Source organism: Mycolicibacterium pyrenivorans (assembly GCF_025821625.1).
Lineage (GTDB): Bacteria > Actinomycetota > Actinomycetes > Mycobacteriales > Mycobacteriaceae > Mycobacterium > Mycobacterium pyrenivorans.
Window position 1 is genome coordinate 1 of record NZ_JACKSH010000283.1, and the last position, 13,485, is coordinate 13,485.

At 66.0% G+C, this 13,485-nt stretch carries 14 protein-coding genes and 2 pseudogenes; 14 read left to right on the forward strand and 2 right to left on the reverse strand.

Annotated features, from left to right (window positions below):
- The 9 genes from H7I57_RS30900 to H7I57_RS30935 all read left to right on the forward strand — a co-directional run.
- On the forward strand, positions 1-1,026 hold a 1,026-nt coding region (locus tag H7I57_RS30900; protein ID WP_264028357.1), incomplete at its 5' end, for an AAA family ATPase.
- 389 nt (positions 1,027-1,415) lie between these two features.
- On the forward strand, positions 1,416-2,606 hold the full coding sequence (locus H7I57_RS30905; RefSeq protein ID WP_264028359.1) for a 4-hydroxyphenylacetate 3-hydroxylase C-terminal domain-containing protein: 1,191 nt from the start codon (positions 1,416-1,418) through the stop codon (positions 2,604-2,606).
- A 375-nt stretch (positions 2,607-2,981) separates the two neighbouring features.
- Positions 2,982-3,299: a hypothetical protein gene (locus H7I57_RS33930; RefSeq protein WP_158022682.1), complete on the forward strand. Its 318-nt coding sequence runs from the start codon at positions 2,982-2,984 to the stop codon at positions 3,297-3,299.
- The gene (locus H7I57_RS30910) at positions 3,188-3,529 is read left to right on the forward strand and encodes an acyl-CoA dehydrogenase family protein (protein ID WP_158022683.1); all 342 of its coding nucleotides are present in this window, start codon (positions 3,188-3,190) and stop codon (positions 3,527-3,529) included. The genes H7I57_RS33930 and H7I57_RS30910 overlap by 112 nt, the downstream gene beginning before the upstream one ends.
- A gap of 220 nt (positions 3,530-3,749) precedes the next feature.
- On the forward strand, positions 3,750-3,971 hold the full coding sequence (locus tag H7I57_RS30915) for an SHOCT domain-containing protein (RefSeq protein WP_041789318.1): 222 nt from the start codon (positions 3,750-3,752) through the stop codon (positions 3,969-3,971).
- Complete coding sequence (locus H7I57_RS30920; RefSeq protein ID WP_013470219.1) at positions 3,968-5,449, forward strand: multicopper oxidase family protein; 1,482 nt, start codon at positions 3,968-3,970, stop codon at positions 5,447-5,449. The genes H7I57_RS30915 and H7I57_RS30920 overlap by 4 nt, the downstream gene beginning before the upstream one ends.
- Before the next feature lie 340 nt (positions 5,450-5,789).
- Positions 5,790-6,281 (forward strand): hemophore-related protein, encoded by a 492-nt coding sequence (locus tag H7I57_RS30925; protein WP_158022684.1) that lies wholly within the window; start codon positions 5,790-5,792, stop codon positions 6,279-6,281.
- A 477-nt stretch (positions 6,282-6,758) separates the two neighbouring features.
- Entirely contained in the window at positions 6,759-7,733 is a 975-nt protein-coding gene (locus H7I57_RS30930) for a YVTN family beta-propeller repeat protein (RefSeq protein ID WP_264028361.1), read from the forward strand.
- A 106-nt stretch (positions 7,734-7,839) separates the two neighbouring features.
- A complete protein-coding gene (locus tag H7I57_RS30935; protein ID WP_264028364.1) occupies positions 7,840-8,514 on the forward strand; it encodes a class I SAM-dependent methyltransferase in 675 nt (224 codons plus the stop codon).
- 236 nt (positions 8,515-8,750) lie between these two features.
- On the opposite strand, the gene H7I57_RS30940 is transcribed toward H7I57_RS30935, so the two are convergent.
- Positions 8,751-9,329 (reverse strand): DUF6431 domain-containing protein, encoded by a 579-nt coding sequence (locus H7I57_RS30940; RefSeq protein WP_013470223.1) that lies wholly within the window; start codon positions 9,327-9,329, stop codon positions 8,751-8,753.
- Positions 9,330-10,066: 737 nt separating this feature from the next.
- Between H7I57_RS30940 and H7I57_RS30945 the strand changes: the two genes are divergently transcribed.
- The 5 genes and pseudogenes from H7I57_RS30945 to H7I57_RS30965 all read left to right on the forward strand — a co-directional run bounded on the left by H7I57_RS30945 (position 10,067) and on the right by H7I57_RS30965 (position 13,426).
- Positions 10,067-10,444, forward strand: coding sequence for a rhodanese-like domain-containing protein (locus H7I57_RS30945; RefSeq protein WP_244880921.1), 378 nt, complete (start codon positions 10,067-10,069; stop codon positions 10,442-10,444).
- A 203-nt stretch (positions 10,445-10,647) separates the two neighbouring features.
- A pseudogene (locus H7I57_RS30950) lies at positions 10,648-11,220 on the forward strand (peroxiredoxin); the annotation flags it as partial.
- Between the two features lie 81 nt (positions 11,221-11,301).
- A complete protein-coding gene (locus tag H7I57_RS30955) occupies positions 11,302-11,463 on the forward strand; it encodes a hypothetical protein (protein WP_158022685.1) in 162 nt (53 codons plus the stop codon).
- A 757-nt stretch (positions 11,464-12,220) separates the two neighbouring features.
- Positions 12,221-12,730 carry a type IV secretory system conjugative DNA transfer family protein gene (locus H7I57_RS30960; RefSeq protein WP_244880922.1) on the forward strand — a complete coding sequence of 170 codons (510 nt, stop codon included), beginning with the start codon at positions 12,221-12,223 and terminating at the stop codon, positions 12,728-12,730.
- A 297-nt stretch (positions 12,731-13,027) separates the two neighbouring features.
- Positions 13,028-13,426, forward strand: a complete 399-nt coding sequence (locus H7I57_RS30965; RefSeq protein ID WP_244880929.1) for a TraM recognition domain-containing protein — start codon at positions 13,028-13,030, stop codon at positions 13,424-13,426.
- On the opposite strand, the pseudogene H7I57_RS30970 reads toward H7I57_RS30965, so the two are convergent.
- Positions 13,385-13,485, reverse strand: a pseudogene (locus H7I57_RS30970) (DUF1942 domain-containing protein); the annotation flags it as partial. The gene H7I57_RS30965 and the pseudogene H7I57_RS30970 sit on opposite strands and share 42 nt — an antisense overlap.

The window sequence follows — 13,485 nt, forward strand, 5'->3', positions numbered from 1 at the left end:
GACCCCGAAACCATCGCCACCCGCACCGACAAGTGGGACCCGGCCACCGAGACCAGCCGCGCCCAGCGCGACGCGGCCGCACTGGCCGAAGAGCAGAAAGAAGTACTGGCCAACGCCAAGCGCCGCCTCGACGAACTGATCGGACTGGAGGACCCCAAAGAGCAGATCGCGGTGTGGCGCACCGAAATTCAGATTGATCAGCTGATGGCCGCTCAGGGCGATGAAACGTCGTCGACCGGTGAAAACCACATGGTCCTGGAAGGTCCGCCCGGGACGGCGAAAACCACGTTCGCCCGCATTGTTGCCGAGATCCTCTTCGGCCTGGGCAAGATTCAGCGCCCCGAGGTCATGGAAGTCACCGAGGAGGACCTTGTCGTCGGTTACGTCTCCCAGACCGCGCAGCGGATGAAAGAGGTCTGCGAAGAGGCGTTGGGCGGGGTGTTGTTCATCGACGAGGCCTACCGGCTGGTCCCAGAGACCGAGGGCCACAGCTTCGGCAAGGACGCCATCAACACGCTGCTGAAATACATGGAGGACTTCCGCGACCGGCTGGTCGTCATCGTCGCCGGCTATCCCAAAGAGATGCGCCGCTTCCTGGCCGCCAATCCGGGCCTGGCGTCACGGTTCAACTTCACCCTGACCTTCACCAGCTACACCGCCGACGAAATCGTGGCGATCGGGCGCCACATCGCGGGCAAGGAGAAGATCGCACTTGCCGAGGAGGCGTGGCCCATGCTGCACGCCGAGGCCACCCGCTTGCGCGCCACACCGACCGACGCCGGCACCGCGCTCGACATCGCCGGCAACGGCCGCTACGCCCGCAAGGTGGTCGTTGCCTGCAAACGGGAGCGCGCCCGGCGACTCAGCAGTAACACTCCGGAGGAATTGGCCGCCTTGGCCGCCGCCGATCCGTCGCTGCTGGTGGTCAACACCGATGACATGGCCCGCGCCCTGGCCTCCTCGCAGAGCGGCGATATCAGCGCCGCGCCGGCGACATCCGTCGCTGCTGGTGGTCAACACCGATGACATGGCCCGCGCCCTGGCCTCCTCGCAGAGCGGCGATATCAGCGCCGCGCCGGCGACATGACTGCCCATACTGGCCCGGCGCAGGCATCGAAGCCTCACATTGCCGCGTCTTTCTTCTCCGAGCAGCTGGCCGCGCTTATCACATTGCCGGGAGGTCAGGACCGCTTGCACCCCGGATGGGCGCACGGTCGACCGGATGCCAGCGCTGGACGCCTCGCCAACGGAGCTGTTGGCCAAGCTGGAGGCGGTCCGGTTGAATTGCCAGGAATCTGGTTGCGCGGAAAGGTATTTGAGCCACGCAGACTCGCGGCCCTGCATCAGGTGAGCTTCCGGGCCGACCCGAACACGGCACCGGCTACCACCAACGGTTCAGCGGCTATCTCGCACGCGTGCTGGACGCGGATCTGACGCTGGGGGTCGCGATGACCGATGCGAAGGGCGACCGGTCCAAACGGCGCGGCGCACAAGACAACCCGGACGTCTACGTCCACGTCGCACAGCGCCGGCCGGATGGCATAGTGATCCGCGGCACCAAGGCCATCGTCACCGGCGCCCCGTACGTGCACGGGTTGCTGGTGATGCCGTGTCGCACGGTGACCGCGGACGACGCCGACTTCGCGGTGGCGTGCGCGGTCCTGGTGGATGCCCCTGGCATCACCATGGTGGCGCGCCCGGCAGGGCACCCAGGTGAGCGGGCGGCGACGTTCTCGTCCCGGTACGGCCAGTCCACCGCGGTGGTGATCTTCGATGACGTGTTCGTCCCCTGGGAACCGGTGTTCCTCGAAGCCGAATACGAACTTGGGGGCACCTTGACCACGACTTACGCCACGCATCATTGGCATTCGTGCATCGGCGCTCGCGCCGGGTTCGGGGATCTGCTGATCTGCGCCGGTGCGTTGATGATCGAGGCGAACGGCCTGGACCCGAACGTGCACGGCCACATCCGGGAGGCGATGGTCGAGCTGATCACCATCGTCGAAGGGTTCTACGCGTGCGGGGTCACGGCCTCCACCTACGCTGCTGCCGAACCTTCGGGGACCGTGACCCCCGATGCGGTGTTCGCCAACATCGGCAAACTCCTGCTGGCCAACCAGATCTATGACATGCACCGCCTCGCCCATTACGTGTCCGGCGGCTTGGTCGTCGCCCTGCCGGGACCCGAGGAGGACCACGATCCGGTCACCACGGCCGCGCTGGCCGCAGTGCTCGGCGGACGCGACGACATCCCGGCGCGTCAACGCCTGGAGGTGTCACGGCTGATCGAGGACCTGACGGCCTCCTATCAGGGCGGCTGGTATTCGATCATCTCCCTGCACGGCGGTGGCTCCCCGGAGGCGATGAAACGCGAGATCTGGCGCCAGTACCCGATCGCGGAGAAGACCGAACTGGTGGCCAACCTGATCGACCGCGGGGCCGCCGGCGGACGGCAAAGGTCGACGCGGCAGCCCGGAAAGTGTTGTGCCACCGGCTGCCAGCCCCCACCTCCACCAACCGAACACCGGGCCCTGAGCGGGGCCCCCAGAACGACTACGACCACTGACCACGCCGCCGCAGCAACCCCTAGGAGAGGACCACCATGAATCAACAGTGCCGACCGACCCCGTCCAATCGCCCCCCCGATCCGATCCCGATCGCGAGGAGCGCCCGATGATGGACGTGTCGCCATTCAAGTCGGCGAACACGCCGGCCGATCACCGCGCCAGTTACCCGTCATCGATCGCCCATATATCCACCGTTCGCGCTGGACGCCACCACCAGCGACAGCTGGTACCGGCAACTGGAGTCCGGGCGCGGAGTGAACTACTACACCGCCGATCCCAACCTGGCTCGGACCCTGGCCACCTACTTGACGCCCACGGTCCGGCGATGGGCCGAGAAGTCGTTGTCGCAGTTGGGGGAAACCCGGCCGGCACTGAGCTGTGCGACGAGCCGACGTCTACGACGCAGTCGGACACGTGTTGACCCGTTACGACAAGCTCGGGCGTGACGTCAGCCGGGTCGAGCATCACCCGGACTGGCTGGCCAACCTCGACGAGGTCTTCGACTACGGTCTGGTCGGCTGGAATCACGACCCCACCGGGTTGCAGCGCCACGGTCGGGCGCCAGTCCCGCTGCTGGCCGCCTTCGACTACCTCGTCGGGCAGGCCGACATGGCGTTGTGTTGTCCGCCGGAACTCGCCACGGCACCGTCACCGTGCTGGAGCGCTTCGCCACCGTCGAGCAACGCGACGAACTGCTGTCCGCGATCGTCCCGACCGGCCAGTGGCGGCTGATTGGCGAGAAGTGGTTTGCTTCCAGCGTCGGCGCTGACCTCATCGTCACCCTGGCCCGGGTCAATCCCGATGTGCCCGGAACGAAGGGCCTCGCGATGTTCGTGGTCCCGCGAATCCGACACGACGGCACACCCAACGGGGTCAGCATTCGCCGACTCAAGGACAAGATGGGCACCATCGGAATTGGTAGGAGGCGGTATCAGAACTATCCGAATAGCCGTCGGGGGTAGCGCGGTCGAGGATGAACGCCTCGGTCGCGGGGGTACAGTGGCAGCTGTCCTGGCTTACCCCTCGGGGTATATAGCGCGTTGCGTTCGAACCGAGTGGCCACGGACCGCGCTGCAGCGCACACCTGAAGCGGTGCGGTCGTGGGCTGACGGAAACGAGCCGCTGCGCTCGGGGACTGGACCGTGAACCTGAATGATGTTGGCAACGGAGGTAACGACGGTGATGAGTGGTACCTCAATGGGCGGATGGTGGCTTGCTTGGCCGCTGCTGGTGCTTATCGGGATTTCGTTGATCGTGTACCTCGGGTACCGGTTGGTCGCTGATCGAAGTGTCGGGCCCATTCCGCCTCAGCAGAATTCGGCCCGCCGGATCCTCGACGAGCGGTACGCGAAGGGCGAGATCGATGAAGACGAATACCTGCGGCGCCGCAACCAGCTGACATGACGCCGGCACCGATCAGTCGGCGGCACGCCATCACTCTCGGTGCGCTCGGCGCCACCGCCGTCGCGTCCGGCGTGACTGGCTGGATGGCGAGTTCTCGCGGCCCCGGTTCGGGTGACTGGTCAGATGCTGCTGACACTGGAGCTGAGTTGACCCAGCCGACGCGGCTGGACAGTCGTGACGGGCGACTGCAGGTGCAACTCACCGCCGCGGCGGGGGCACGGCTAATCGGGCGCGAAACCCATGCATTGGGATACAACGGTTCCTTACCGGGACCCACCCTGAAAGTACACCCTGGCGACGAGCTGGCAGTGCGCCTCGTCAACCAACTCGATCAGCCGACCAATCTGCACACCCACGGCTTGCGGGTGTCACCACTGGGCAATAGCGACAACCCCTTCCTGCGCGTCGACCCGGGCACCTCGTTGGACTACAGCATTCGCATTCCGCCCGATCATCCGACCGGGACCTTCTGGTATCACCCGCATCACCACGGCGTGGTGGCCGACCAAATTTTCGGCGGCCTGGCCGGTGCCTTGCTGGTCGATCCAGCCCCTGGGCAGCAACCGGAGTTTGCGGTAGCGGCCGACCGGGTGCTGCTGGTCACCGACATCACGTTGACCGGCGACGGCCGCGTTGCCCGGCCCAGCGCCATGGAGCGCGCCATGGGACGCGAAGGCCAGCTGGTGTTGGTCAATGGCCAGCATCAACCCGCCATTGCGGCCGCCCCCGGGGCGCTGCAACGCTGGCGGATCATCAACGGCTGCGTATCACGGGTGCTGGTCGTTGCGCTGCAGGGCCACGACCTGCTGCACATCGCCCAGGACGGCAGTTACCTTCCCCGCCCGGCGCGCACCGGCCAGCTGATGCTGGCCCCCGGTAACCGCGCCGACGTCATCGTTCACCCGGCGGCCCCCGGCCGCTTCGAGCTCATCACTGAACCGTTCCAACGCGGCGGCATGGGCATGATGGGAGGCGGGACTGACTCCAGCGAACCGGTCACCCTGGCCACCATGACCGTCGACGGGCCACCGGCCAGCGCTGCCCCGCTGCCCGCATCCGTGCCGGTGGAAGCACGTCCCGCCGGACCGGTAGTCGCCCAACGCCAAATCGCGTTCCAAATGGGCATGGGCATGGGTATGGGAGGTGGCGGGATGACCTTCACCATAGACGGACGCATCTTCGATCCGACGCGCGATGACCAGTCGACCACCTTGGGGTCGGTCGAGGACTGGACCGTCACCAACACCAGCACGCTGGCGCACCCATTTCACTTGCATGTCTGGCCGTTTACCGTACTGGCCAGCAGCGACAACACCCCACCCCTCGGGGTACCACAGGACGTGGTGTTAATCCCGCCGCAGGGCTGGGTCCGGCTGCGCATCGCCTTCACCAGATTCGCCGGCCGCAGCGTCTACCACTGCCATATTCTCGATCACGAAGACGCCGGCATGATGGCCACCGTCAACGTGCACGGCTAACCGCTCGCCGCGCAGAATGATCAGATCTCGGCGCCGTATCCCCCTACGCAGGCGGCGCACTCATCAACGATGGGAGTCCGACATCTTGGGGTGGTGTCGGCGGGGCGCAACCCGAATGGCGCATTGGATATGGTCTGCGTCCACGTCATCTGTGCGTCCGCAAACGGCAGCAAGCGAGACGTGGGAATTCTCGAGTCGTCGAGCGCGTAGTGTCGATTGGGGGCAGGCTCCGGTGGACGAATGCGGTCGGCGACCGATCTCGCCGTGTTTGCGAAGTTTCGACCATCGTCGGTTCAGCGGGAACCAGGGGTGTTGTTCAGTAGAGCGATCAGGAGGAACGATGACAGTGAGGCAACGATTTACGGGCGGATGCACGCCGCGGTTCATCGCCGCTGCTAGCGTCGCCGGAGTGGTGGCGCTGGCTGCTGCGGGCGCTGCGACAGCCCAGCCGGCGCCAGATCCGTGTTCCCCGGCGGCAGTCATGCGTGCGCACGCCGCAGCGATGACTCAGATGGCCGATTATCTAGACTCGCGCCCGGATGTCCAGCAGGTGTTTGTGGACGCCAGGAGTCAGGCCACGCCACAGGAGCGACACGACGTGATCAAGGCCTACAACGACACCCATCCCGACGTCGCTGCCGCCTTACGAAATATCCACCAGCCGGTTCAGGATCTGAGCACCAGGTGCGGCCTGCCGATGAACCCCGGTATGCCCGGAGGTATGGGGTCTGGCCCGATGATGGCGCCCGGCGGTATGGGATCAGGCCCGATGGAGCCCGGCGATATGGGGCCCGGCCCGATGGCGCCCGGAGGTATGGGGCCCGGGCAGTAGGATCCGGCGCCATCGGCGGGTGGTCGATCGGCGAGTCCGTTTCTAGCGCGCCTTGCCTGGCGAGTTATCGATTACAGGCGCTTTCGACGACTTCTTACGAGGCGCCATACCCGCTGAGGATGTCGCTGAAGTCATCTCTGGCGTGAGTGCGTCGTGTTCCTCATCAGCGAGCGCCCGCGATACCGGCGGTCGCGGCAATTGCTGTGCCTACACTGGCTGCGTGCATATGCGTTTGAGCGATACCTACCGGGGTATGCAGTCCCCATGTCGATGAGCTTTTCCGACGCATCCCGACGCCGACGGCCTCGTCTGAATCGTTTGCGGACCGGCGCGGTCACCAGCAAAACACGCGCTGCTCTGGCCGCCGCCTTGCTCGCTGCCGTTTCAGCCTGTTCCGCTGGCCAGACGACCGACTCAGGGCAGTCAACGACCAACCCCGCGTCACGGGCGCCCGCCGACGCGACCGGATCGGTGTGGGTGGCCGACGAAGGCGGAAACAGCCTGACGGTCCTCGACGCGGCCACCAACACAGTATCGACAACCCTGACCGGAATGCCAGGGCCACACAACGTGCAGGTCGGCCATGACGGCGCCACGGTATATGCGTCCAGCAACACCACCAACACGGTGGTCGCCATCGACGCCGCGACCTACCGCGTCACGGCGACCGCCCCGACGGGGCCGGAGCCGGCCCATGTGATCGAGGCTCCCAACGGCAAGGTCTATGTGGCCAACTCCGGGGACGGCACCGTCTCGGTGTATCAGAGCCCGAACCTGCAGCCGGTGGGCCGCATCGACGTGGGCGGGACGCCGCACGGGCTGCGTGCAGCCGCAGGCGGTTCGGTGATCGTAATCGCCAACCACATGGCCGGAGCGGTGGACCTGATCGACCCCCGCACCGACCGGATGCTGGGCGCCGTACCCGTGGGCGATGGACCAGCGCAGGTCGCGGTCACCGCCGACGGCCGCTTTGCCTACACCGGCACGACCCAACCACCTGCGGTGGTGAAAGTGGACCTCAGTGCGCGCAAGGTGGTCGGCAGCGTCGCCGTGTCGGCCTCACCGGTGCAGCTGTACCTGACCCCCGATGAGGCGACGGTGGTGTCAGCCGATCAAGGTACCCGCGAAGCCCCAGGGCATGCAGCGTCACTGATCGACACCACCACGATGGCGCTACGCGCCGCGGTTCCCACTGGCGCCGGGCCGCACGGCGTGGTGATCGACCGCGCCGGCACGCGGGCCTGGGTCACCGACAGCTACGACAACGCGGTCTCCGTCATCGACTTGGCCAGCCAGACGGTGGCGGCGACCGTCGCGGTCGGTGTCGAGCCGAATGGGATCAGCTACTCGACCCGACGACCTGCGGCCGGCCCCGCCACCATAGCGCTCAACATCCCCGCGCCACCCGTCGCGGAAACCCAGCCGCCGCCTGCCCATCACGGGCACAGCTGACCCAACGAACCTGGAGTTGGCCGGAGTATGAGCAGCCGACACCAGCCGACGGATGAAAGGACGGCGCATGGATCTGTCAACGTTCCAACATCCGCGCTTCGCCCGGATGTATGAACGCATCAGCGCCGAATCGGAGGAACGGGGAACCGCCGAACGCCTCGACCATGCCCTGGCCGGCTTGTCGGGCCGCGTCATCGAGGTCGGTGCCGGCAACGGCTTGAACTTCGGCCACTATCCGCCCACCGTCGCCGAAGTTGTGGCCGTGGAGCCCGATGACCACCTGCGCGGCCTGGCCGCCCAGGCCGCCGAGTCGGCGCCGGTACCGGTGCAGGTGCTCGCCGGACACGCCACGGCGCTGCCGGTCGAGGACGGCGGCTTCGACGCGGTGGTGGCATCACTGGTGCTGTGCTCGGTTCCCGATCAGCGGGCGGCGCTGGCCGAGATGCGCCGCGTCCCTCAAGCCCGACGGGCAGCTGCGGTTCTTCGAACACGTACGCTCGCAGACCCCCTGGCTGGGTCTGCTCGAGGATGCGATCACCCCGCTGTGGTCGCGGATCGGCGGCGGTTGCCATCCCAACCGCGACACCACCGCAGCGATCCGGGCCGCCGGCTTCGACATCGAAACACTGGACCGGTTCTCTTACGCGCCGCTGCGGCACTTTCCCCGATTCGCCCACATCCTCGGCCAAGCCCGTCCGAAACCCGGACTCGGCCCCGACGTCTGACGCCCGTATCGGTCCACCGCCGGCCACGGCCCAAAACGAGAGGAACCACGCGATGAGCATTGCAATCTCGACCGCGCTGCACACCACATTCGACGCCGCCGGCTCAGCGCGTGTTGTCCGTCACTGAATATGACGATGAAGCCGTCACTGTCGATGAAGACGAGGTTGGGGCCGCTGGTCGGCAGCTTGACGGGGTGATCGGTGCGGTGACGGCATCGTCGGCATGGTGATGGTCGGTCGGCGAGGCAGTGACGCCGTGCCGCGAGCATCGACGCGCGCGGTGGACTCGATTTCAGCCGCTGCGCGGTGGGGCCAGGAGGCGGCCGCGGGTGTACATGCCGATCAGCGTCCACGGTGGTTCCTCGAACCCGCAACGGCGGCGGTCCCAGTAGGCGGCCGCGCTGAGGATGGTCAGTGTGTACCGCAGCTGGTTGCCGGCGTAGCGGATCTCGGTGAACGCCTCAGGGGCAAGTTGGATCAGTCGCGTCGCGCCCTGTTGGCATGCCCAGTTCAGGTGTGTGTCGGTGGCGCGGCGCAGCCAGCGCCGCACCGTTGATTCGGACCGGCCCATGAGGGTGGCGATGCGCCGGAACCCCAAGCCATTCACCTTGTGCGCCAACGCTATTCCGATCACCTCGGTGGTGTCGGCGCGGCGCGGCTGCAATGCGGTCGGCAGCAGGATGTGGGTGGTGGTGCAGTTGCGGCACCGCAGTCGCCGCGGGCGCACGGTCACTGTCGCGGCACCCGGCGCGCGGACGGTGCGTTCGCGCGCGTATCCCCATTTGGCCAGCGTGCCGCCGCAGTGCGGGCAGCACATGACGGCGTCGGCGAGGTGGGCCTCGGCGTCCTGGGGTCGGCGGATGACGATCATTGTCGGGCACTGCGTTCGCGCTGCATCAGTGTTGCCTACTACACCGCGGATTGGCGAAGGGGTCAGTTCGGCTTGGGCGCAACAGGTCTCGCGTCCCTGCCGTCACTTAGCGTGCCGACGACGCCCGTCCGTCACGATGCCCCTCAACGCTCGGTCCGACAGTCCGGCGCGGGCCGGTCATCGGGGGTACCGCCGTAGGTCGACACAGTGGTGGTGCAGACGAAGTTCCGCAGCCCGAACTCTCATCGGCATCGGAAGTGACCGAGACACCCTCCGTGGTCGTCATCCAGAGGGACGCTCAACAAGCGTGCGCGAGAAGTACTGGCGCAGAACGGAGTGGGCATTCTGCCCGAGATCCATGGGAAGACCACGCTGAGAACCACAGTTAGTGAGGACATAGGGGGACCATCCGATCCTGGGCGCGTGCAACCCGCCACCAGGGCAACGTCGTGGCCGGCGCCGATCCGACCGATGCACGCGTCGTCCACGCAGCCATGAACCCCACCACTACTCGTGGACGTAACCGGCGACACCGACCTCTCCCTTTGCCGAACAGGTCTTGACGAAAGTGCGGGCAGTGATCGATTCCCTCAGCGCCGACCGCCGGCAATCGGGCCGGCGTAGTTAGTTAGGCTGCGGGCATGCCGAATGCACCCGTTAACGTCCAGCGTCAATCCAGAAGCCGTCAACACGCTCCCTCCAGTGTCCCTCAGCCGCTGGAACACGAAGCAGACCTCGTGGCGGTCGATACCACCTGGGGGGAATTGCAGCCCCTGCAATGCGCGCCGGGCGTCGTGACCGTCGCCGAGCTCGAACTGATCGAGAGCCTGCGCAGCGGAGCCCTCCTCCTCGACACTCGACTACCCGATTCGAGAAGCGGCGTGACCATCCCGGGAGCTGTCAGCATCCCTCACAACGAGATTGCGCACCGAAGCAGTGAACTCGATGCGTCACGAGTAAACGTCTTGTTCTGCAACGGCCCGCAATGCCCCCAATCTCCCGACGCCATCCGCGAACTGCTGAAGAACGGATTTCCAGCCTCCGCCCTGGCCTATTATCGAGGTGGACTTCACGACTGGATCACCCTCGCGATGCCCACTGAACCGGTTGCTTGACAGGAAGATGGTAAACACCCGGCCCCGTTAGTGGCACCGAAACCGAAGGGGTGAGTTCGACGGTGTCTCGCGCGTTGACCGATGCACTGGAACGGCAGTGGAATCTGTGCGTCACAGCCGCCGGGACAGGAGGCTGGTCTATACCCCTCCGGGTATAGAGTTGCGGTAGGAAACTTTCATCCCCAAAACCATGGAGGTCAATGATGACAAGCGCGGACAATGCATCCGAAGTCGTGGCAGTGATGCCCCTCATCGGCGATCCAGCGCCGGAATTCACCGCATCGACAACACAGGGACCGATCAACTTTCCGGGGAGACTACAAGAATTAAGTCGGTGATCTTGTTCTCCGTTCTCCCGTCCGGCCGATTTCACGCCTGTATGTACCAGCGAATTCATCGCGTTCGCCTCGATGCAGGACGAGTTCGGCAAGTACAACACCCGAACTGGTCGACTTGTCGGTCGACGGACTCTACAGCCACATCGCGTGGCTGCGCACCATCAGGGAGAAGATCGCCTTCAACGGGGTGAGCCGAGTGGAGGTAACGTTCCCGCTCATCGAAGACATCACGATGGAGGTCGCCCGCAGGTACGGCATGATCATGCCCCGGCGAGGACTCCACCAAAGCCGTCCGCGCGGTGTTCATCGTGGACCCCGCCGGCGTCGTCCGCACTCATTTACTACCCGCTGAGCACCGGCCGCAACCTCGACGAGTTGCTGCGGGTGGTGAAGGGGTTATCTCCACCGTGGCATGGTCGGGGCGGTGGGCCAGTCGATCGCGGTCGGCGCGGCGCAATAGCCGACGGCATGGATTACGCATTCGCGATCTTCAACGCTCCGTGGTAGGTCGGGCACAACGTGGCTATCGCCGGCTACATCACCGTCGCGGTATACCTTCCGGACCGGGAGGCCACGCTGGCGGTCGTCGTGAATTCCGACGCCTCCAAGGCGAAGTTCGCGGAACTACTCGCCAGCACCATCACATCGATCGTCACGCCCGAGCACGTGTACTTCTTGTAGCGGCCACGCCGTCATCGAGGGTCGCGGACATGACCATCGCGACCTCATCGTGCAGGCCGGCTTTCTCACCGCCGACTCCGACCTCAGCGCCAACGAGAGCTACCAGTGGCAGTCGGAATCGCACTAGCTTCTGTCGATGCCCCAGCCGTCCACCTCAACGCAGAAGTCCGTCGCCCAAGCGATTCGCACCACTTTTCGACGTAAGCGACGACGACCATCCGCTGACCCGCATAAACACACCCGGCGACTTGATGTTCACCAGCCGCGTGACCCCCGCCGGCAGCAGAGTATTGGCCAGCCAGCGTGCCGGCCCGCGCGGTTCATGACGACCTCGATGGCGATGCTAAACCCATCACCAAGGGGTTATCAATGAGTTCGGTCGACAACTGTCGAGAGGGCCACTGAACACCGGGGCCGTGGCGTCGCAACGACAGCCCGGACGTTGTACGGGGGACCGTCTTCTGCGGGCTGCAGGGCGGCCAACCCGTCGTGGTGTGGACCAACGACGACAAGTTGCTGCTCAGCGTCGTTCGGGCCGCCAAACCCGCCGCCACGCTGGACGGCCTTTACACGTGCTGGTCGTCGCACTCCTAGCGCACTCGGTGGGTGTTCAACTGCGCACAGTCACCAGTTGAACACCCAGTGGCCACCGTTTCTGGCGCGCGGCAAGGGGTCGTTTATCCGAGGAAATGTCCTGGACAGCTAATCCGGCTCTGGTGGTGGACTGCTGCGCGTGCCGCCCGCCACGATGTAGCCCATGAGCAAGCGGCCCGAGCCCTACAGCCCGTACTGCGGGTTGGTCGTCAACGACAACGAGCAGTACGAGAAGGTTCAGGGCGCACCGCATTTGGCCATCAGCGCACCCAGGCGCACCGGTAAGACACGGCGCCTGTTGGCCCCGGCTGCGGTGCTGCATCCTGGACCCCTGGTAGCCGTGTCCAGCAAGGAGGACCTCGCCGAACTGGTGCTCATGCGCCGCGGCGTAACCGGCCCGACCGGCGTCATCGACCTGCGCCCGGAGAAGACACTCGTCTGGCCAGCAGGGGTGCGGTCTATGGTCAGCGATCCCACCGCGTCGATCGGGTCGGCCGATGAAGCCCTCACGGTCGCCGAGACCATGCTGGCAACCTCTGGTGTCGGCTTCGGTGGAGCGTCCAGCGGCCAGACCGTGGCCGCTGGCGGCCTGTGGGAGTCGACGGCCAGCCGCCCACTGGCGTGCCTGCTGTACGCGGCCAGCCCCCAAGGCAACAGCCAGGGCATGCCCTGAGTCCTCGAAGCCGTCGAGAACCTCGGTGTCGACGACGAGGAGGATAGCCAGGGCGGCGGCCAGATGTCGCTGCAAGCCACGCCGTCCTGGATGACCGCGGCCGCCCTCTGCCCGCACCCGATGCTCGCCGACCCCATGCAGCGCGTGCTCACGATGAACAGCCGCATGCGCGACAGCGTGGCCATCACCGTCTCCAAGGCCGTCACACCGTGGGTCCGTCTCGGGCTCAGCGCCACCGAGCATCTCGACCGCCTCAGCGCAGTCGACGAGCTGAGCATCGAATCCTTCGACGTCTCAATGCTCGACGACCCCGATGCCAGCCTGTTCGTCATCGCACCCAACACCGGCACGGTCGCCGGCGCGGCGGTGGCGCTGATCGACTCCATCATCCGCCACTTCCGCAAGCGAACGGCTCAACATGAACTCGAGCACCGGTTGCTGCTCGAACTCGACGAGGTGTGCAACTCCTGCCCCCTTCCCGCGCTGCTCAACTACGTGGGCGAGTCGGCGGGCCTGGGCGTCAACATCATGGCCACCGTGCAGGCCTCCAGCCACTTCGACGTCGTGTACGGACCCAAGTACGCCGACGCACTGCGCGACATCTTCCCCGGCACCGTCGTGATGTACGGCGCCCACGAGCGCCACTTGCTCGAACAAGCGTTCGGTAGGTGTCGCCGTTGCGGGCCCGCGCGTTGAGGTCGGACACGATGGGCTGAACGGTGCCCGCGACCGCCGTGTTGGTGGCGGTGGCTTCC

Excerpts from the sequence above, each read along its gene's own strand:
- H7I57_RS30920 (WP_013470219.1), top strand. The coding sequence starts at position 3,968 with ATGACGCCGGCACCGATCAGTCGGCGGCACGCCATCACTCTCGGTGCG.
- H7I57_RS30925 (WP_158022684.1), top strand. The coding sequence starts at position 5,790 with ATGACAGTGAGGCAACGATTTACGGGCGGATGCACGCCGCGGTTCATC.
- H7I57_RS30940 (WP_013470223.1), bottom strand. The coding sequence starts at position 9,329 with ATGATCGTCATCCGCCGACCCCAGGACGCCGAGGCCCACCTCGCCGAC.
- H7I57_RS30935 (WP_264028364.1), top strand. The coding sequence starts at position 7,840 with ATGTATGAACGCATCAGCGCCGAATCGGAGGAACGGGGAACCGCCGAA.
- H7I57_RS30960 (WP_244880922.1), top strand. The coding sequence starts at position 12,221 with ATGAGCAAGCGGCCCGAGCCCTACAGCCCGTACTGCGGGTTGGTCGTC.
- H7I57_RS30915 (WP_041789318.1), top strand. The coding sequence starts at position 3,750 with ATGAGTGGTACCTCAATGGGCGGATGGTGGCTTGCTTGGCCGCTGCTG.
- H7I57_RS30965 (WP_244880929.1), top strand. The coding sequence starts at position 13,028 with ATGCTCGACGACCCCGATGCCAGCCTGTTCGTCATCGCACCCAACACC.